General features: G+C 45.0%; 17 protein-coding genes. 4 read left to right on the plus strand and 13 right to left on the minus strand.

The genetic code is table 11. The annotated features are described in order from the left end of the window. The first annotated feature begins 91 nt into the window (after nt 1-91). The 3 genes from sufC (at nt 92) to sufD (ending at nt 2,668) form a co-directional block, all read left to right on the plus strand. On the plus strand, nt 92-838 hold the full coding sequence (gene sufC, locus ACLI1A_RS00800; RefSeq protein WP_411405074.1) for a Fe-S cluster assembly ATPase SufC: 747 nt from the start codon (nt 92-94) through the stop codon (nt 836-838). Between the two features lie 52 nt (nt 839-890). Continuing rightward, nucleotides 891-1,280 carry a four helix bundle protein gene (locus tag ACLI1A_RS00805; protein WP_411405076.1) on the plus strand — a complete coding sequence of 130 codons (390 nt, stop codon included), beginning with the start codon at nt 891-893 and terminating at the stop codon, nt 1,278-1,280. A 71-nt stretch (nt 1,281-1,351) separates the two neighbouring features. Beyond that, nucleotides 1,352-2,668, plus strand: a complete 1,317-nt coding sequence (gene sufD, locus ACLI1A_RS00810) for a Fe-S cluster assembly protein SufD (protein ID WP_411405078.1) — start codon at nt 1,352-1,354, stop codon at nt 2,666-2,668. 422 nt (nt 2,669-3,090) lie between these two features. Here the strand turns inward: sufD and ACLI1A_RS00815 are convergent, their stop codons facing one another. Both ACLI1A_RS00815 and ACLI1A_RS00820 read right to left on the minus strand, forming a co-directional pair. Beyond that, nucleotides 3,091-4,464, minus strand: a complete 1,374-nt coding sequence (locus ACLI1A_RS00815) for a sensor histidine kinase (RefSeq protein WP_411405080.1) — start codon at nt 4,462-4,464, stop codon at nt 3,091-3,093. Nucleotides 4,465-4,468: 4 nt separating this feature from the next. Continuing rightward, nucleotides 4,469-5,143 carry a response regulator transcription factor gene (locus tag ACLI1A_RS00820; RefSeq protein ID WP_411405082.1) on the minus strand — a complete coding sequence of 225 codons (675 nt, stop codon included), beginning with the start codon at nt 5,141-5,143 and terminating at the stop codon, nt 4,469-4,471. 93 nt (nt 5,144-5,236) lie between these two features. On the opposite strand from ACLI1A_RS00820, the gene ACLI1A_RS00825 reads away from it, so the two are divergent. Continuing rightward, a complete protein-coding gene (locus tag ACLI1A_RS00825) occupies nt 5,237-6,862 on the plus strand; it encodes a hypothetical protein (RefSeq protein ID WP_411405084.1) in 1,626 nt (541 codons plus the stop codon). 31 nt (nt 6,863-6,893) lie between these two features. On the opposite strand, the gene ACLI1A_RS00830 is transcribed toward ACLI1A_RS00825, so the two are convergent. The 11 genes from ACLI1A_RS00830 to gpmI form a co-directional block, all read right to left on the minus strand. Next, on the minus strand, nt 6,894-7,610 hold the full coding sequence (locus ACLI1A_RS00830) for a YiiX/YebB-like N1pC/P60 family cysteine hydrolase (RefSeq protein WP_411405086.1): 717 nt from the start codon (nt 7,608-7,610) through the stop codon (nt 6,894-6,896). A gap of 16 nt (nt 7,611-7,626) precedes the next feature. Continuing rightward, nucleotides 7,627-8,106 carry a DUF4878 domain-containing protein gene (locus ACLI1A_RS00835; RefSeq protein ID WP_411405088.1) on the minus strand — a complete coding sequence of 160 codons (480 nt, stop codon included), beginning with the start codon at nt 8,104-8,106 and terminating at the stop codon, nt 7,627-7,629. Between the two features lie 91 nt (nt 8,107-8,197). Beyond that, complete coding sequence (locus ACLI1A_RS00840; RefSeq protein WP_411405090.1) at nt 8,198-8,623, minus strand: DUF4878 domain-containing protein; 426 nt, start codon at nt 8,621-8,623, stop codon at nt 8,198-8,200. 129 nt (nt 8,624-8,752) lie between these two features. Next, entirely contained in the window at nt 8,753-9,919 is a 1,167-nt protein-coding gene (gene purT, locus ACLI1A_RS00845) for a formate-dependent phosphoribosylglycinamide formyltransferase (protein WP_411405092.1), read from the minus strand. 197 nt (nt 9,920-10,116) lie between these two features. Continuing rightward, entirely contained in the window at nt 10,117-10,884 is a 768-nt protein-coding gene (locus ACLI1A_RS00850; protein ID WP_411405094.1) for a class I SAM-dependent methyltransferase, read from the minus strand. 56 nt (nt 10,885-10,940) lie between these two features. After that, complete coding sequence (locus ACLI1A_RS00855; RefSeq protein WP_411405096.1) at nt 10,941-11,357, minus strand: GxxExxY protein; 417 nt, start codon at nt 11,355-11,357, stop codon at nt 10,941-10,943. Nucleotides 11,358-11,537: 180 nt separating this feature from the next. Further along, nucleotides 11,538-12,356 carry a type I methionyl aminopeptidase gene (map, locus tag ACLI1A_RS00860; protein WP_411405098.1) on the minus strand — a complete coding sequence of 273 codons (819 nt, stop codon included), beginning with the start codon at nt 12,354-12,356 and terminating at the stop codon, nt 11,538-11,540. Nucleotides 12,357-12,400: 44 nt separating this feature from the next. Beyond that, a complete protein-coding gene (locus tag ACLI1A_RS00865) occupies nt 12,401-13,801 on the minus strand; it encodes a TolC family protein (protein ID WP_411405100.1) in 1,401 nt (466 codons plus the stop codon). Nucleotides 13,802-13,811: 10 nt separating this feature from the next. Beyond that, a complete protein-coding gene (locus tag ACLI1A_RS00870; RefSeq protein ID WP_411405102.1) occupies nt 13,812-15,173 on the minus strand; it encodes an HlyD family secretion protein in 1,362 nt (453 codons plus the stop codon). Nucleotides 15,174-15,177: 4 nt separating this feature from the next. Continuing rightward, entirely contained in the window at nt 15,178-16,836 is a 1,659-nt protein-coding gene (locus ACLI1A_RS00875) for a peptidase domain-containing ABC transporter (protein ID WP_411405104.1), read from the minus strand. Between the two features lie 417 nt (nt 16,837-17,253). Beyond that, the gene (gene gpmI, locus ACLI1A_RS00880; protein WP_411405106.1) at nt 17,254-18,771 is read right to left on the minus strand and encodes a 2,3-bisphosphoglycerate-independent phosphoglycerate mutase; all 1,518 of its coding nucleotides are present in this window, start codon (nt 18,769-18,771) and stop codon (nt 17,254-17,256) included. Between the last annotated feature and the right edge of the window lie 44 nt (nt 18,772-18,815).

Genomic DNA, 18,815 nt, shown 5'->3' on the forward strand with positions numbered 1-18,815 from the left:
TTCGATTTAAAAATAGTAATTAAATATAATTGGGTGGATGTTAAAGGTGCGAGTAAGTAACCTGAAACCTGAAACCTGAAACTTTAAAGCAATGCTAAGTATAAAAAACCTGCACGCGAAGGTAGAAGACAAAGACATATTAAAAGGTATTAACCTTGAGGTTAAGGCCGGTGAGGTACATGCTATTATGGGGCCAAACGGTTCTGGTAAAAGTACGCTTTCATCGGTTATTGCCGGTAATGAAAACTATGAGGTAACCGACGGTGAAATCATCCTTGAAGGTGAAGACATAGGCGAACTAGCCCCTGAGGAGCGTGCACACAAAGGTGTGTTCCTTTCGTTTCAGTATCCTGTAGAGATACCGGGCGTATCGGTAACTAACTTTATGAAAACCGCCATAAACGAAACCCGTAAGGCTAACGGCCAGGATGAAATGCCTGCAAACGAAATGCTGAAGCTTATCCGCGAGAAAAGCGAACTGCTGGAAATAGACCGCAAGTTCCTTTCGCGCTCGCTAAACGAAGGTTTTTCGGGTGGTGAAAAGAAGCGTAACGAAATCTTCCAGATGGCTATGCTTGAACCAAAAGTTGCTATCCTTGACGAAACCGACTCAGGTCTTGACATCGATGCGCTTCGTATTGTGGCAAACGGTGTAAACAAACTGCGCAGCAAAGACAACGCGGTTATTGTTATTACCCACTATCAGCGTCTTCTCGATTATATTGTACCTGATTACGTACACGTACTGTACAAAGGTAAAATTGTAAAATCAGGCGGTAAAGAACTTGCCCTGGAGCTTGAAGAAAAAGGCTACGACTGGATTAAAGCGGAGAATTAATTTAGTTTAAGGTTTCAAGTTTCATGTTGTTTTTAAAGTTCATTACGTAAATATGGCTACAATACAACGCTTTGAAGATTTAGAAATATGGAAAGAAGCACGCAGGCTTGCGGCTGAGATTCATACCATAAGTATTGAAACCCCATTAAATAGTGATTTCGGACTAAAAAGCCAGATTAAACGTGCCTCAGGTTCGGTAATGGATAATATTGCCGAAGGATTTGAAAGAGACGGTAACCTTGAGTTCTGGCAATTTCTTTCCATAGCAAAAGGTTCGGCAGGAGAAACCCGATCTCAGTTATACAGGCTGATGGATTGCGGATATATTTCTACCGAAAAATTTGAAGTCCTGAAAGGCGACTATGAAAAATTAAGCGGTAAGATTAATAATTTTATCGTTTACCTAAATAAGAAAGATTACAAGGGTAATAAATTTCAGTAATGACTGATGTGGTTTAAGGAGGTTCGAGTAAGCAACCTGAAACTTTAAACCTGAAACCTGAAACTATAAAGATGGATCTTAAAGAAAAACTATTATCGTCTTTTATGGCGTTTGAGGAACGTGTAGATGTAACCCACAGCCTGCACGACATCCGTACCGAAGCCATTAAGAATTTTGAGGCTAAGGGCTTCCCCACAAAAAAAGAGGAGGCGTGGAAATATACATCGCTAAACGCGGTGCTTAAGCACGATTTTACCGTGTTCCCTAAGAGCGAAGCAGCTCTTAACTATGCCGACGTAAAAAAATACTTCCTGCACCAGATAGATACCTACAAACTGGTGTTTATAGATGGCGCTTTCAGTTCGTTCCTAAGCAGCACTACCCACGATGGGATAGATGTATGCCTTATGAGCAGCGCGCTGACCAAGCCAAAGTACAAGGAGGTTATAGATACCTATTTTAATAAAATAGCCAGTAAAGACGAAACGCTTACATCGCTAAACACGGCGTTTGCCAGCGAAGGCGCTTTCATCAACATACCAAAAGGCAAAGTGGCCGATAAGCCTATCGAAATCATGTACCTGAGCACCGGCAGCGAAGCCGCACTTATGGTACAGCCGCGTAACCTGGTTATTGTAGGCGAAAACGCACAGGTGCAAATCATAGAGCGCCACCAGAGCCTTAACGGCAATCCGGTGCTTACAAACAGTGTTACCGAAATCTTTGCCCAGGAGTATGCTAATGTAGATTACTACAAGATTCAGAATGATGAGCAATCGGCAAACCTGGTAGACAATACCTACATAGCCCAAAAACGCAACAGCAACGCTTCTGTGCATACTTTTTCGTTTGGCGGCAATATTACCCGTAACAACCTGAATTTTTATCACCAGGGCGAGCGTATAGAGAGCACGCTTAAAGGTATTACCATTATAGGCGACAAACAGCACGTAGACCACTACACACTGGTACACCACGCTGAGCCAAACTGCGAAAGCCACCAAAACTACAAAGGTATCTTTGACGGTAACGCTACAGGTGTATTTAACGGTAAGATATACGTGGAGCGCGAGGCCCAAAAGACTGATGCATTCCAGCAGAATAACAACATACTGATTAGTGAAAAGGCTACCATAAATGCCAAGCCTCAGCTTGAAATTTTTGCCGATGACGTTAAATGTTCGCACGGTTGTACCATAGGCCAGCTGGATGACGACGCGTTATTCTACCTGCGCAGCCGTGGTATTCCGGTTAAAGAAGCTAAGGCATTGCTTATGTACGCGTTTAGCAACGAAGCCATAGACAGCATCCGCATACCGGAACTTAAACAGCGCATCACCAAACTCATTGCTACCAAACTGGGTGTAAGCATGGGATTTGATCTATAAGAATTTATCCGTTTTAAATAGTTAAAGACTGCCTCTCGGGGCAGTTTTTTTTGTTTTTATTGAGCCGCGAATTACACGAATGGTACAAATTCTCTAATAGGAATTGTAATGTGAAATCAATTAGTGAAAATTCGTGGCTAAACAAAAAAATCCCGCCGAAGCGGGATTCACCAAAAAAAACATAATAACCGGAACCCTCATATATAAATAGAGAGAGTACCTGCCGGTACTATTTCATTTGAGTTGTTAATCGCCCGGAATTAGGGTTATCGTTGCAGAACAATATATTTACCTACAGTAATTGTCCTGATGTGTTGAAACAGAGATGACACGACTCTGATACAAAAGAACCGTGTAGGAATTAGAAACAATTTAAAACGGGGTTAAAAGTGTATTAGAAATTACGTTAGAATTTCTAATGCTTAGTGTTTTTGCCTGCTGAATAATATGCTCACCTCAGTGCCTTTTCCGGGTTCGCTTTGCACCTTCATGTCGCCGTTGTGCATTTTTATAATGCGCATGGCCATAGGCAGGCCTAATCCATAGCCTGTATATTTAGAAGCTTCCTTGCCCCTGAAAAAGGGTTCGTACAGGTGTGGCAGGTCTTCGGCAGGAATACCGATACCTATATCGCTCACGTTTATTTTAATTCCCTTTTCATCTGCCGAGAGGGTTACAAATACGTTGTGGTTATCGCTATATTTTATACCGTTTATAATAATGTTACCCAATGCCAGTTCCAGCAACGGGCGGTTGCAGGACAGGGTGAGTTGCGATTCGTCTTCGGGCATGCCGTCCATGCGCAGGGTTACCCGGTTACCCGGATGGGTTTTATCCAGCCCGCTCATTACCTCCATAAGCAGTTCGTCCATACGTACGGTTTCCATAACCTGCTTGTTGCCGTCGTAGCCCGTTTGGGTCAGTTTCAGCATACTCTCCGTAAGGTTGCCCAGCCTTGATGCCTGCTTGTGTATGTTTTGCAGGACTTCCTCATATTCGGCGGTGTCACGTTCCTTCAATAGGGCAATTTCACTTTCGGCAATTATGGTGGCTATAGGCGTTTTCAGCTCATGCGATGCATTGTTTATAAAATTCCCCTGCAACTCAAAACTCGTTTGCAGGCGGTTTAGCATACTGTTAAACGTTTGGGTCAGGTCGTATATGGCATCGTTTTCATCGGCATCGGGCATGGGCAGGCGGCTGTGCAGGTTGCTGGCGCTTATGCGTTTTACTTCCTTGGTAATGGTTGCAACCGGATTGATAACACGGCGCGCTAAAAACCGCCCAAACAGGTACGCCAGCAGCATAAAGCCTATTCCGCCAAACAGCAGTATGCGCGTTACATACACGGTGGTACGTGTGCCCCTTATGTCGCGGGCGCCTACAATAACCATGTATTTTATACCCCTTTCGTCAAAAATCTGGGCATAATGGTAGTAGCCCTGGTACTGGGTATAGCTGCTGCCGTTTTTCATTACCTCGTCATAAAATTCATGGGGCAGGTGCAGGGCAGTATTATAGTCAAACGAACTGGGGCCGTTTATTTTTAGTACATAATCGCTTTCTTCTATCAGTTCCTCAAGGCCGTTTTTTTTCAGGTTACGGTAGTACTCCGCTTTTTTTGGGTCGTGCTGGTAGTGAATGGAAGATACAATTTTGGCACGGTCTACCAGTCGTTGTACAAAGTAGTACTCATTGTTAAACCTAAACAGGAAAAACACCATAACACACAGCAATAGTGTACTAATGCCACTAAGGGCAATGTAAGTAAGGGTGATTTTCTTTTTAATTTCCATGTGGTTATGTCTTCAGTACGTAGCCCAGGCCTTTTATGGTATGTATCAGTTTCAGGTCGAAGGGCTTGTCTATTTTATTGCGCAGGTAATTTATGTACACATCTACCACATTGGTATTCATGTCAAAATTAATGTTCCACACATTGTCCAGTATTTTTTCACGACTCAATATTGTTCCCTGGTTTTTGGCAAGGTAATTCAGCAGGCGGAACTCCTTTGCGGTAAGGTTTATGGGTTGCCCGTCGCGTTGCACTGATTTGGTACGGCGGTCTATTTCCAAGTCGGCTATTATAATGCGTTCGGCAGGTTTAGGTTCCTGCGATGCACGGCGTGCCAAGGCGTTAATGCGCGCTTCAAGCTCGGTAAACTTAAAAGGCTTTGCCATATAATCATCCGCCCCCGAATTTAGCCCCATAACTATGTTGTCGCTGCTGTTTAGCGCAGTAAGCATCAGTATGGGTACGTTATTGCCTTCAGCCCGCAGGCGTCGGCAAATTTCTATACCGTTAATGTCGGGCAGCATCACATCCAGCACCACTACATCATAGGTATTGGTTTTAAGCATTTGCAGTGCCGTAGCCCCATCCAGGGCGGCGCTTACATCGTGGTTGCTTTCCGATAGCCCTTTGCGTACTACCGACAGCAGTTGGGGTTCGTCTTCTACTAACAGGATTTTCATACCGGGCAAAATACCGAATTATTTTATTAATTGCCTTTAAAAGGTCGTAACATTTTTAAAAATGGCACTACTAATATAGCAAAACACCTAAACATGAAAAAATCAGCCATTATTATTGTGCTCCTGTTAGCATTCTTTTTTATATATCTGGGCATGCCGGTAATAAGCTTCGGCTTCCTGAAGCTGCCGTTCTTTATCCTGGTGCTGTTACTGGTATTGCTGGTAACTACATCGGGTGCTGAAACCTCGGGCAAAAAAGTAACCGTAAAACCGTCTAAAATAATGCGCCCGCTGCTGTTTACTATGGCGGGGGTGTTTGCCTATATACTTATCTCTGCATTAATCAGTGCGCCCATGTTTCGTAGTGGCGACTACCGTGCGCTTATTGGCACCATAAAAAACGGTACCGATATGCACCACCACATTACTCCGCTGGATATAGATAATGTGCGTGTGGTAGACCAGGATCTTGCCTACCTGCTGGGCGAAAAAATACTGGGCAGCGAACCTGCACTGGGTAGCAAGGCTACGTTGGGCACCTTTAGCATACAAAAGGTAAACGGCCAGTTGTACTGGGTTGCTCCGCTGTTGCACTCGGGATTTTTTAAGTGGGCCAATAACCGCGAGGGAACCCCGGGTTATGTGATGGTTTCGGCGACCAATGAGCGCGACGTGAAGCTGGTAGAGAAAGTGAACGGTAAAGGCATCAACATAAAATACCAGCCAGGATCGTTCTTTTTTGAAGACCTGGAACGTTACCTGTATTTTCATGGCTATGCTACTACAGGCCTTGCCGATTATACCTTTGAGGTGGATGACGAGGGCAACCCGTTTTGGGTAGTGACCAAGTTTAAAAAACAGGTGGGCGTATCGGGTGACGATGCCATTGGAATAGTAGTGGTAGATGCCACAACCGGTAAAATCACTGAGCACCCTGTAAACGATATCCCGGCATGGGTAGACCGTGTGCAGCCACAAGAGTTTGTAGAAGAGCAGCTGAACGACTGGGGCGAATACGTGCGTGGCTACTGGAACTTTAGCGGCGAAGGTAAGCTGCAGATTACCGAAGACATGACGCTCGTATACGGCGAAAATAACAAATCGTACTGGTATACCGGGCTTAGCTCAGTGGGTAAGGAAGAGTCTGCTGTGGGCTTTGTACTGGTAGATACTAAAACCAAAGAAGCTACGTACTATAACCAAAGCGGTGCTACCGAATATGCGGCGCAACAATCAGCTGAAGGTAAGGTGCAGGAAAAGGGGTACAGGGCTTCTATGCCGGTGCCGTATAACATAAACAATATTCCTACGTATGTAATGACGCTTAAAGACGATGGCGGCCTTGTAAAAATGTATGCTATGGTTTCTATAGCCGACTATACCATAGTGGGTGTGGGTAATACCATGCAGGAAACCCTTATGGCATATAAAAACGTATACAATATGGCCGATAACCGTATTAATCCCGCTCAGGCTACCCCTAAGGAAGCGGTAAAATCAGTGGTGGAGCGTATACACAGTGATATAAAAAATGGTAACAGTTTTTATTACTTTACCCTTCCGGGTGATAAGCGCATCTTTATCGGCTCATCTCAAATATCAAACGAGCTGCCGGTAACCCAGGCGGGCGACAGCATCAGCATATCATTTGACAACGATTCTGAAAAAGTGATTAACGTTTCGGCGTTCCGAAACCTTTCATTGCAGGCAAAGAAATAAGAGAAAAACAAATACAATTATAGCAGCGCTGCTACTGTACATTTTGTGTGTGCAGGGCAGCGTTCTTTTTTTCGTATTGATTAATGATGATGTCAAAGTACTGGATGTTGTACATGGGCATCATGGTATAGAAGAATTTTTCGCGGGCTTCATGGCCTTGCGGCAGTTGCACGTGGTGCAGGTCTTTTTCAAGTATTTTCCAGATGAGTTCGGTGCAAAACAGCTCGTGGTCGTCGTCTATTGTGCCTTTGTGATCAAAGGGAATACCTTTAGCAAGGTAGGCATCGGCAAGGAGGCCTATTTTGCAGCCCAGTGCAGTATCACAATTTTTAGTACGGGTAATGATGATTTTATCGGGAGCCGAATATTTCAGGAAGGTATCCAGCGGCTGCATTTGCACCCCGTCTATTTCCGATACATCAGACGATAACGAGTGGATAACCTGCCAGTGGTTGTTTCGCTTTACCAGTATGCCGGCATGGGTAACGTCTATGGGGCCTGTATTAAGGTCGGACGCTACATAGTCGCTAAAAAATCCGAAACCACGCCTTAGTATAAAATCGCCTTCCTGTAGCTTTTGCATATCGGCAGCGGTAAGCCGGGTGGCATTGCGGTAATGCTGTACGGCATGCACTTCAGACAGGTGATCGGCATAAAAAAAGCCCCGGTAAAGGGCTACTAATAATAAAATAACCACTGCCGTAAGCATGAATGTTTTTTTCAGGCGGGCAGTGGTTTTTATTTTCATGGTGTAATCTTACAGATTATTCTGCCGGTGCAGCTACAGTGTCAGCAGGTACAGCAGTAGTGTCAGCCGCAGCAGGAGCCGCAGGAGCGCCGGCACCCGGAGCACCTTCTTTGTTCTTGTCTTCTTTATTGATGGTTACTTTCCAGTCATCGCCTACTTTTTTAAGTGAAAGCGTCTTTTCGTCTGTACCCTCAGCATCTTTACCGCTAAGTTTATACTTTACAGTAGCAATAGAGTCTTTAACTTCAGAAGAAACAATTTCTACTTTAATGTCTTTCTTTTTAGCTTCTTCTTTTTTCTCAGGTGTCATCATGCCACCTACCATGCCTAACATTTGGCCGGTTTGCTCGTCAGCATATTTCTTAGCTTCTTCAAATTCGCCTTTGTTTGTTGCTTCAATGAATTTTTTAGCTACAGCTTCAGGTCCGTTTTCGTTACCACATGAAACCAAAAGTCCAAGTGATAAAAATGCAAATACTGCAATAATTTTTTTCATACTAATCGTGGTTGTTAAATTTTTGTAAAGATAAATTTTTGATTTCACAAAACAACCCTTTAAAACAATATTTTCTGTATCAGCGGTGTCCTTACCCTTTGCCCATATGTTTGGGAGGTTTGGCCATAGGTGCTTGAGTAGCTCCGTTGCTTTCCTTGCCGCCGGTTACCTTCCAGGTATCACCCTTTTTTATAAGTTTTATGGTTTTTATGCCATTGTCCTTGTCGTTAATTTTCAAGTCTACTTTTACGGTGGCTATGCTGTCTTTTACTTCAGATGAAAGCACGGTAACATCTACTTCCTGTGCCGAAAGTTCTTTCTTTTTCAGTTCGGGGATAAACTGGTCTATCATGCCCAGCATTTTTGATGTAGGTTCATCGGCATACTGCTGTGCCTCGTTGTATTCTCCTTTATTTGTAGCCTCTACAAACTCTTCAGCTACATCCTCAGGGCCATCGGCACACGAAACCAGCAACAACATTAAAGCACATGCGGGGATACAGTTTGAAATTTTCATTAAATGGAGTTGATTTAGGTTTTACAAAATTAACGGATTCTATTTATTAAAATTGTTAAGGTTGTAAAATATATTATAGCAAAAATCCCGCATTTACGCGGGATTTCGTTATATTATTATGCATGCCTCCTATGCTTCGGTAACACTAACCAGTGCGGCGGCAGCTTTAGCTTTCTCTACAATTTCGGTTACCGGGGTTTGTAGTGAGTCGCTTACCAGTGCTACGCCCATACGACGGTATGGCCTTGTGGTAGGCTTGCCAAACAGCCTGAAATCGGTTTTTGGCAATGCTGCTATTTTTTCCACACCTGTAAATACCGGCGTTCCCGTACCCGACGCAAGGATAACTGCGCTGGCTCCGGCTTTTTCAAGTGTTATTTCGGCTATAGGAAGACTAAGTATGGCGCGTAGGTGCAGTTCAAACTCGCTAAAGTTTTGCGTACCGGCAAGGGTTACCATGCCTGTGTCGTGTGGCCTTGGCGAAAGCTCGCTAAAGTACACGCCTTCATCTGCCAGGAAAAACTCTACCCCAAAGATACCTGCGCCGCCAAGGGCTTCAGTAACCTTACGGGCCATATCCTGGGCTTCGGCTATGTCTTTATCGCTTACGTGTGCAGGCTGCCAGCTTTCCTGGTAGTCGCCGCGTTCCTGCCTGTGGCCTATAGGCGCACAGAATAGGGTAGGGCCCATATTTTGTGTAACGGTAAGCAGGGTAATTTCGCTGTTGAAGTTTACAAACGCTTCAACAATAACCTCTACCACATCGCCACGGCTGCCTTCTACTGCATATTTCCATGCTTTTTCTATATCGGTTGCTGTTTTTATGGTGCTTTGCCCTTTGCCACTGCTGGACATTAGCGGTTTTACAACACACGGCATACCCACGGCTTCTACTGCTTTTTGCAGTTCTTCAGCCGATGTGGCATAACGGTAATTAGCGGTGCGCAGGCCCAGGTCTTTAGCAGCAAGGTCGCGTATGGCCTTACGGTTCATGGTAAAGTTAGCCGCCTTGGCACTCGGCACTACGGTAATGCCCTGTTTTTCGTAATCGTAAAAACGCTCAGTGCGTATGGCTTCAATTTCAGGGACTATAAAATCAGGTTGGTGCTTGGCTACAATGGCATCCAGTGCAGTACCGTCCAGCATGTTTATTACCTCAAATCCGTGGGCTACCTGCATGGCAGGAGCGTTTTCGTAACTGTCTACGGCTATAACGGTTTGGCCAAGGCGCTGTGCGGCAATTACAAATTCTTTACCCAGCTCACCCGAACCTAATAATAGTATCTTTTTTTGCATATAGAAGCCCCCTAACCCCCAATGGGGGGAACTGCCGGAGGTGAGCAGTGTTATGTTGTTTATTGTATAATGCAAAGGTAAATAAATTAGGCAAAATGGATGTGCCTTGTTTTGGTGTCCGCTCCTTTAAGGGTAGGCATGAAAAAATCCCGCCATTGACGGGATTCACTATCTAAATTTTTGGTTTCTTATCAGAATCAATCTTTAAAACACACCGGAATGATTTCACCCTTAGCCAGGCAGTAGCGCTCTACATCCTGAGGGTTCAGTGTTTTGGTGTAGTCTGCTTCTTCCACACGGAAACCAATGCTGCGCAGCTTATTAAAATAATCGCGGCCGTATACCCTTACGTGATCATATTGCCCGAAGATGCGCGCGCGCTCCTTAGGGTCGGTAATGCTGTCGTCTTCAAACGTGGTTTCGCGGCTCAGGTCCTGAGGAATTTGCAGTATGGCCATGCCACCCGGTTTCAGTACGCGGTACAGCTCCTGCATCGCTTTGGTGTCATCGGGTATGTGCTCCAGTACGTGGTTGCACAGTATAATGTCGTACTCGTTGTCTTTAAACGGCAGGTTACAAATATCGGCCTTTACATCTGCAAGGGGAGAGTAGAGGTCGGTAGTAGTGTAATCCAGGTTTTTCATACCACGAAAAAGCTTATAAAAAGCCTGTTCCGGCGCAAAGTGCAATACCTTGTGCGGCGCCGTAAAAAAGTCGGTTTCGTTTTTCAGGTACAGCCAAAGCAGCCTGTGGCGCTCCAGCGACAGTGTGCTTGGCGATAGTACATTGTTTCGCTGATGCCCGTACCCGTAAGGTAAAAAGCTGCGGAAACTACGCCCGTCTATAGGGTCATTGTATGTGCTGCCTTTAAGGCTTAATGCCAATACCGGACGTGCTACATAGCTTAAGCGTATAAGCAGAGGGCGCGGTATGGTGTTTAGTATGAGTTTAAATATCTTTTTCATTTGTTTGTACAGTAACACAGAGATGCACAGAGTGAGCTCAGAGATACACAGAGTTTTTAAAAATATAGATTACCATCCTGCGGATGGGAGTTCTCTGAAGGGTGGTGGATGATACGCTTAATACCGTTCTTTAATATCTTAGTGTGAAAATTTATTAATAGTCCTAATGGGTAATTACCCAGTTTAAGATAAGTTAATAGTTGGGCCTGATGTATATCAGTAAGTTCTTCAACAGATTTTAATTCAACTACTACTTTTCCTTCAACTAACAAATCTAGTCGATAACCCTGATTTAGTACAATTCCTTTGTAATTTACAGGTAGTAACTTTTCTTTTTCGACTTTTAAATTCAGGAGAGACAGTTCGTAAGCAAGGCAATCCCGGTATGCAGATTCTAAAAGTCCCGGTCCGAGATTACGATGGACTTCAATGGCAGCACCGATTATTTTATGTGTCAATTGATTTATTTCCATTATGTTTTCTCAATTTTCTATGACCGCCTGCTTAGAAAGCAGGTGCCCTATCGGCACATTTCGTATAGCTCTGTTATCTTTAACCGAAGGTTAACTCAGAAAATCTTTGCGTATCTCTGAGCTCACTCTGTGCATCTCTGTGTTACTTTTGAAGTCTAAAAGATGGTCTTAAATATTTGATTACACCGTCAGCGGCACTTTCCTGAATTCCTCTTCCTCGTTACTCTCAATACCCAGTGCCTTGTATATGTATTTAAAGGTGCTCAACAGTTCAGGCTTACCGTCTACAAGAGCCACATCGTGTTCAAAGTGGGCGCTTGGCTTACCGTCGCGGGTTACAATCGTCCAGCCGTCTTTAAGGTATTTAATGTTTTTGGTACCCATGTTAATCATAGGCTCTATAGCTACAACCATACCTTCTACAAACAGCTTACCGCGTCCGCGTTTACCATAGTTAGGCATGTTAGGTTCTTCGTGCATTTTTTTACCAAGGCCGTGGCCTACCAGTTCGCGTACCACGCCGTAGCCCTGGGCTTCGGTGAATTTTTGTATGGCGTTACCTACGTCTTCCACGCGGTTGCCTATTTTAAATTCGCGTATGCCTACATAAAGGCTCTCTTTGGTAATATCAAGGAGTTTTTTAGTGTCGGGGTTTATTTCGCCTACTTCAAAAGTATAGGCATGGTCGCCGTAATAACCGTTCATAAACGTACCACAGTCTACCGATACTATATCGCCTTCTTCAATAGGGCGGTTAGTAGGCAGGCCGTGTACCACCTGGTCGTTTACGCTGGTTAGCAGTGTGCTTGGGCAGCCATAAAGGCCTTTAAATCCGGGTAGTGCGCCATTGTCGCGTATGTATTCTTCGGCTATGGCATCCAGTTGCAGGGTAGTAACGCCGGGCTTTATTTCTGTAGCCAGCATACCCAGTGTTTTACTTACCAGCAGCGCGCTTTCGCGCATTATCTCTATTTCCTCGCGGGTTTTAGGTATAATCATGTTTCGTATAAATCAGGCTGCAAAAGTAACTAATTTCTACTACTTTAATCAGGATTAGCCAGGATTTTAAACAAGTCGGCCTTGCTGAAGAAATAACGGTTTTCCAGCGCAATCTGTTGCAGGCGTGCGCTTATAAGGTTGTTTTCGCGCGTGTTTATCAGGAAAAATGAGCTTTCGCCAAATGAAAACAAACGTTCTTCCGATTTCAGCATGGTGCTGTAGTCGTTTACCAGCCCGCTTATTACCTCGCGCTGTTCGGCTATGGCGGTAATCTCAGCCTGTTGCGAATCGATTTTGTTTTTCAGTTGCAGGCGTTCCTGGTGCAGTTGCAGCGATGCATCCTGTATTTTAATTTTAGCAAGCTTCAGCGCACCACGCTCCTTACGCAGAAGGATAGGGAAACTAAAGTTTACCGCAAGCTTATAGTCCTCAAAACGGAACTGGTCTACATACGACGGTTCCGAAATATAATGGTAACCCACATTCAGTTTGGGTAACAGCATATTCGCTTTTAGCTTACGCTCCACATCCAGCATCGAAATTTTAGTTTCCATAGCCTGTATCTTCGGGTGGTTTGCCAAAATGCTGTCTGTTTGTGTAAAGGCAGTCGCATTAAGCGACTCGTCTATGGTACCTGTAAGGTTGTCCTGGGGTACCAGGGTTTCCGATATCTCTACCGGCACATCCTCAATCCACAGATAGTTAGAAAGTTCCAGGCGTGCCTTGGTCAGTTTCAGTTTGGCATCCACCAGGCTCAGGCGGCGGCTTTTTATGGTAATGCCCGATTCCACGCTGTCTATCGCAGGCTTATCTCCCTGTTCTATCAGTTTCAGGATGCCTTTATAACGGGTTTGCGAATACTCAAGATAATCGGCATACATTTTTGCTTCTTTATAGGCTTTCAGCCAGTTGAAGTACGCCGCCGAAGCATCGTATAGTACCGCAACCGCCTGTAGCTTCCTTTCGGCTACGCTAAGGCGCTGCTGCAATTTAGCCGAACGCACATCTGCCATACGCTGGTTAATAAATAGTCCCTGCCCGATAGGCACAGTAATACCCAACGAGGTTAGCCCTGCGTTTGGCAACGTATTCTGAGGGTTGAGGTATACACCCTCACTGTTATCAAACGCAGCTTTTATTTCAATGCCGTACCAGGTAGGTATTTTAAAGCTGCTGCTCAGCAGGGAGTAGTATTCATAATCCTTAAAGCGCTTAGTGTCGTAGTCTACCTCAATCTTTGGGTCGAAGCCCCCACGTGCCTGTAGCAGTGCTGCCTGTGCCTTGCTCAGCTCCAGGTTGGCACGCTTCAGCACCGGGTGGTATTTTTTTACATACCCCAGGTACTCGTCAAAAGTAAGGATGTCTTTATCCAACTTCTGTGCGTGCGCCACAATGCCAAACAGCAGCAGTGCCAAAAGGGTAGTTATATTCTTTAATTTTTGCATACGTTGTTGCTTACTTTTTATCTTTTGCTTTATCCTTTGCGGCTGAAGCATCTTTTGGTAAATAATAATTCGGCGGGAAACCATTCAGGGTTCGCCATATTTCGTACCATACCGGTACCGTATTTAGCAGGGCTACGGTTTGTGCGCCTGCGCCTATGCTTAGTTCCTTAGGCCACGGGTGTTCGTCTTTATCGGGTGCTACCAGTATGCGGTATTTGCCATTAGGGCTAATAAAGTTTTCTATAGCCACCACGCGTCCGCCAAAGGTACCGTAGCTAATACCCGGCCATCCGCTGAATACTATGGTAGGCCATCCGTCAAACCATACCCTGATTTTTTCGCCGCGGTGTATAAGCGGCAAGTCTACCGGGTCTACGTAGGTTTCTACAGCAATTTCATAGCCCGCAGGCATAATGCTTACTATAGAGGTGCCTTCTTTAATGGTTTCGCCAAGGCCCGCCTGTATGGCTTTGTTTACATAGCCGCTTTGCGGGGCTTTTATGTAGTAAAGCCCATTTCTTATGCTGTAGTTAACGTACTGGTTTTGCAGCTTGTTTACCTGTGCTTCGGTGTCGTACTGGCTGCTAAGAGCGGTGTACTTGTCGCTGTTTGCCTTAGATATTTTTTCGGCATACTCAGCAGAAAGCCTGTTTATTTCTACCCGTGCGTTTATGTAGTCGTTCTTTGCGCTAAGCAATTTGTTTTCCTGCGTAATGATCTTTGCTTCCGATTCCTGTAGCTTCAGGCGTTTTTCTTCTACATCGGTAAGCGGTTTCAGGCCTTCCTTATTCAGGTTTACGGCACGGTTAAACTGTGTTTGCGCAATGCGAAGCTGGGTACGCACGGCCTCAAGGTCCATACTGTCGCTTTTTACTTTAAGCAACGATTGCTTTAGTTTGTTTTCGGCCTGTTCGCGCTTTAGCTTCTGTTCTTTTTGCAGTGAGCCTATCTGGGTTTCCAGAGCCTCTACCTTACCACCGTACGATTCCAGTGCCATGCGTTTGGCATTTACCTGGTCGCCGGTGTTTTGTACCAGGTTAGGGTCCAGGTAATCTTCTTTAATCTCCGATATGAAAAGTATGGTGTCTCCCTTATTTACAAAGTCGCCCTCCTTTACGTACCATTTTTCTATACGGCCGCCTATAACGCTGTGTATGGTTTGCGGACGCTGGTCGGGTTTCAGGGTGGTAACGTTACCGCCGCCTTTAATGTTCTGCGTCCATGGCAGGAATACAATTACCACCAGCATGATGCAAAAGGCGATGATTATCCTTTTTAGTGTTTTATAGTGTGGCCTGTTGTTCAGCTCGTTTACGGTTTTAAAACGTGAGCCGTCAAACGGAATAGCGTTTTTTTCTGTTATGTTCAGCATGCCCTTATAGTTTTATATCGTTTACAATAGCTCCTTTTTCCATTTCAATAAGCCTGTCGCAGCGTTGCTTCCAGTAATCGTTTACAGACGAAACTATTACAGTCCAGTCGTGTGAAGGGTCAAATAAAAAGTCAATTATCTCATGTGCGCTCTGGCTGTCCATACTTTCGGTAGGGTCTTCCAGGAACAGTATTTTCGGTTTGCCGGCTATGGCGCGTGCCAGCATTATTTTGCGGCATACCGATGCGGTTAGCTGCCTGCCGTCGGGGTGTATTGCGGTATCAAGGCCTTTTGGTAAATCCTTTATAAAGCGTGTAAGCCCCATTTTTTCTACGGCCCATTTTATATCGGTATCGGTAATGGTAGGGTCGTTAAACTTCAGGTTTTCCAGTAATGTTCCGTGAAACGGCGTTTCGCCCTGAAGCACTATGCCGGTGAGCGAACGGTACTGGTCAGTGTCTATTTTATTATAGTTGCTGTTGTTTACATGGAAAATACCCGATGTAGGGTGCATGTACCCGCTAAGGATGCGCAGCAGTGTGGTTTTACCCGAACCGTTACGGCCACTTACAAATACCTTTTCGCGAGGGGTGATTTTTACGCTCACTTTTTTCAGAGCGTCTTTTTCGCCGTCAGGGTAGCGGAAGGTAACTTCATCGGTATCCAGTGTCAGTCCGTGCGTACTGTCTATAGGTTGCGAAGTTGTAGGCTGGTCTACCTCAAGGTCGCTTACCTGGCCTATTTTTTCTACAGCCGTAAGTACATCATACAATGTTTCCAGGCCGGTTATGGTTTTTTCTATCGAATTCAATACCAGTAGTATGATGATTTCGGCAGCCACAAACTGACCGATATTCATCTGTTGGCTCAGCACCAGGAAACCGCCGACAGACAACAATCCGGCAGTAATAAGCACCTTAAATACAATAAGCTGGGTAAATTGCCTTTTTATCACACCAAAGTGTTTTTCCCTGAAGCCTACGTAGTCGCCTACCAGGTGGTCGTTTTTGTCAAGGGCGTAGTCCATACCGTCCTTGCGCTTAAAGCTGTTGCGGTTACGGGCTATTTCCTGAAGCCAGTACGCCTGCTTGTACTTGTATTTAGACTCCTTCATGCTGGTATCTACACCTTCGTCATACGAAAAACGCAGTATGGCGTAAAGCAACCCAAGCAATAGTATGCCAAAGATGATGAACACTGTGTGGTATAATGACAGGAGTATGATACCCAGTATGATTTGAAGCAATGCTGTTGAGAAATCCAGCAGCAGTTTTGATGTTCCTTTTTGTATGGTGAGGGTGTCAAAAAAGCGGTTTGCCAGTTCCGGCGCGTAGTGGTTGTGCATACCTTTAAAGCTAATCTTCGGCATACGGTAGGCAAACTCAAACGACGAGCGCACGAATATTTTTTGTTGCAGGTTCTCAGTAATGCGCAGCTGCATAAGCGATAGTATGCCTACAAATGCCACGCCTACCGTAACCAGTACCACCAGCACTATCCACGATACGCTTACCTGCCCGCCTTGTATAAAATTAATAATGGCCTGTATGCCCAGTGGCAGCGACAGGCTTATAAGCCCCGCAAAAGCTGCGTAGAAGATGATTTGGTATACATCTTTCTTGTCCAGTTTCAGCAGGTTGTAGTATCTTTTTAATGGGGTCATATCCTTTGTCTAAATATATTATTGGTTAACATTAGGTACGTTTGCATTGCCTTATGAACTACCCGGAAATTTTTCCGGAAAATGCATCAGTCATGATGATTATCATGTTTTGCGGCGTACACCTTATTTAATTTTGCATAGATAAACAAAGATTATTCCACGAGGGCTGTTTCAAAATTAGAATACCATTAGAATTGCATTAGAATTTATTTAGATTTATAGTTGTAGTTGTGTAAACCCGCAGGTATTGGGTGAATCCTGCGGGTTTTCCTTTTTTTAAGCTCCACCCAAACCCTCACCAAAAGGGAGGGAGCAGCTTCACTCATAAATATTTATGCCATAAAAAAACCGCCACACATTCGTGCAGCGGCTGTATTTTGGCTCAGCGGCTAAGAAACTCAGCAGCTCAGTGGCTTTTTAAACAAGTGCATGCCTTGTCATGGCAGCAGGTTGCTCTATGCCCATCAGCTTAAGGATGGTAGGAGCTATATCGCCCAGCACACCGTCGTGTACTTCTTTAATATCATTATCTACCACAATAAACGGAACCGGGTTAGTGGTGTGCGCCGTGTTAGGGCTACCGTCTGGGTTTATCATGGTTTCGCAGTTACCGTGGTCGGCTATTACAAGGGTAGTGTAGCCGTTAGCCAGGGCGGCCTCAATAACGCCTTTGGCACATTCGTCTACAGCCTCACAAGCTTTAACCGCAGCTTCAAATACGCCTGTGTGGCCCACCATGTCGCCATTGGCAAAGTTAAGGCATACAAAATCCACCTCACCTTTTTGCAGTTCAGGAACCAGCGCATCCTTAAGTTCGTAAGCGCTCATTTCCGGCTGAAGGTCGTACGTGGCTACCTTTGGCGAATTGCGCAGTATGCGGCTTTCGCCTTCAAAAGGTTCCTCGCGGCCTCCTGAGAAGAAGAAGGTAACGTGCGGGTATTTTTCAGTTTCGGCTATACGAATCTGTTTTTTACCGGCCTTGCTTACCACTTCGCCCAGCGTTTCGGTAAGGTTGTCCTTGTCGTATATAACGTTTATGCCCTTAAAGTTGTCGTCGTAGTTTGTCATGGTAACAAAGTACAGCGGCAGTTTGTGCATGTTTTGTTCGTGAATGTCAAACTGGCTCAGTGCCTCGGTAAGTTGGCGGCCCCTGTCTGTACGGAAGTTGAAGAAAATAACCACATCATCCGGTGCTATGGTAGCCAGTGGTGTTTGTCCGTCTTCGGTCATTACTATTGGCATAATGAACTCATCGGTTACACCCTCGGCATAACTTTTCTTAATGCTTTCTACTGCGTTAGTGCTTGGTATGCCCACGCCGTTTACCAGTAGGTCATATGCAAGTTTTACGCGTTCCCAACGCTTGTCGCGGTCCATAGCGTAGTAACGGCCTACAAGGCTTGCCAGTTTGGCAGGAGTGTCTTTAATATAGTCTTCAAGATCGGCAATAAAGGCAGCGCCCGATTTTGGGTCTACATCGCGGCCGTCTGTAAAGGCGTGTATAAATACGTTGTCTACGCCGTTGTCTTTAGCGGCATCAACAAGTCCTTTTATATGGTTTATGTGCGAGTGCACGCCACCGTCTGATACAAGGCCCAGCAGGTGTACCTTTTTGTTTTTTTCTTTGGCGTAAGCAAAAGCATCGGCAAGTGCGGGCTCTTTAGCTATACTTTTATCTTCTACGGCAAGGTTTATCCTTACAAGATCCTGGTACACAATGCGTCCTGCACCCAGGTTCATGTGTCCTACCTCGCTGTTACCCATTTGTCCTTCGGGTAAGCCTACGTTTAGGCCATCGGTACGAAGGGTGGCATGAGGGTATTTTTGTGGTAAACTGGTTATAAACGGAATATTAGCATTGTCCGGTGCCGATACCTTAGGATCTGGCGATAATCCCCAGCCGTCAAGTATCATTAAGATAACTTTTTTATTCATCTTCAGTTAATTATGTGTCTATAGGAATGTTGTGCATTATATGC

This window comes from Flavobacterium sp. RHBU_3 (assembly GCF_046613565.1).
GTDB lineage: Bacteria > Bacteroidota > Bacteroidia > Flavobacteriales > Flavobacteriaceae > Flavobacterium.

What these genes read in the sequence shown, in the direction of transcription:
- gpmI (WP_411405106.1), bottom strand. Translation starts at nt 18,771, where the DNA reads ATGAATAAAAAAGTTATCTTAATGATACTTGACGGCTGGGGATTATCG.
- ACLI1A_RS00865 (WP_411405100.1), bottom strand. Translation starts at nt 13,801, where the DNA reads ATGCAAAAATTAAAGAATATAACTACCCTTTTGGCACTGCTGCTGTTT.
- ACLI1A_RS00805 (WP_411405076.1), top strand. Translation starts at nt 891, where the DNA reads ATGGCTACAATACAACGCTTTGAAGATTTAGAAATATGGAAAGAAGCA.
- sufC (WP_411405074.1), top strand. Translation starts at nt 92, where the DNA reads ATGCTAAGTATAAAAAACCTGCACGCGAAGGTAGAAGACAAAGACATA.
- ACLI1A_RS00870 (WP_411405102.1), bottom strand. Translation starts at nt 15,173, where the DNA reads ATGCTGAACATAACAGAAAAAAACGCTATTCCGTTTGACGGCTCACGT.
- ACLI1A_RS00815 (WP_411405080.1), bottom strand. Translation starts at nt 4,464, where the DNA reads ATGGAAATTAAAAAGAAAATCACCCTTACTTACATTGCCCTTAGTGGC.
- ACLI1A_RS00835 (WP_411405088.1), bottom strand. Translation starts at nt 8,106, where the DNA reads ATGAAAAAAATTATTGCAGTATTTGCATTTTTATCACTTGGACTTTTG.
- ACLI1A_RS00825 (WP_411405084.1), top strand. Translation starts at nt 5,237, where the DNA reads ATGAAAAAATCAGCCATTATTATTGTGCTCCTGTTAGCATTCTTTTTT.
- ACLI1A_RS00840 (WP_411405090.1), bottom strand. Translation starts at nt 8,623, where the DNA reads ATGAAAATTTCAAACTGTATCCCCGCATGTGCTTTAATGTTGTTGCTG.
- ACLI1A_RS00830 (WP_411405086.1), bottom strand. Translation starts at nt 7,610, where the DNA reads ATGAAAATAAAAACCACTGCCCGCCTGAAAAAAACATTCATGCTTACG.
- sufD (WP_411405078.1), top strand. Translation starts at nt 1,352, where the DNA reads ATGGATCTTAAAGAAAAACTATTATCGTCTTTTATGGCGTTTGAGGAA.
- ACLI1A_RS00850 (WP_411405094.1), bottom strand. Translation starts at nt 10,884, where the DNA reads ATGAAAAAGATATTTAAACTCATACTAAACACCATACCGCGCCCTCTG.
- purT (WP_411405092.1), bottom strand. Translation starts at nt 9,919, where the DNA reads ATGCAAAAAAAGATACTATTATTAGGTTCGGGTGAGCTGGGTAAAGAA.
- ACLI1A_RS00875 (WP_411405104.1), bottom strand. Translation starts at nt 16,836, where the DNA reads ATGACCCCATTAAAAAGATACTACAACCTGCTGAAACTGGACAAGAAA.
- ACLI1A_RS00855 (WP_411405096.1), bottom strand. Translation starts at nt 11,357, where the DNA reads ATGGAAATAAATCAATTGACACATAAAATAATCGGTGCTGCCATTGAA.
- map (WP_411405098.1), bottom strand. Translation starts at nt 12,356, where the DNA reads ATGATTATACCTAAAACCCGCGAGGAAATAGAGATAATGCGCGAAAGC.
- ACLI1A_RS00820 (WP_411405082.1), bottom strand. Translation starts at nt 5,143, where the DNA reads ATGAAAATCCTGTTAGTAGAAGACGAACCCCAACTGCTGTCGGTAGTA.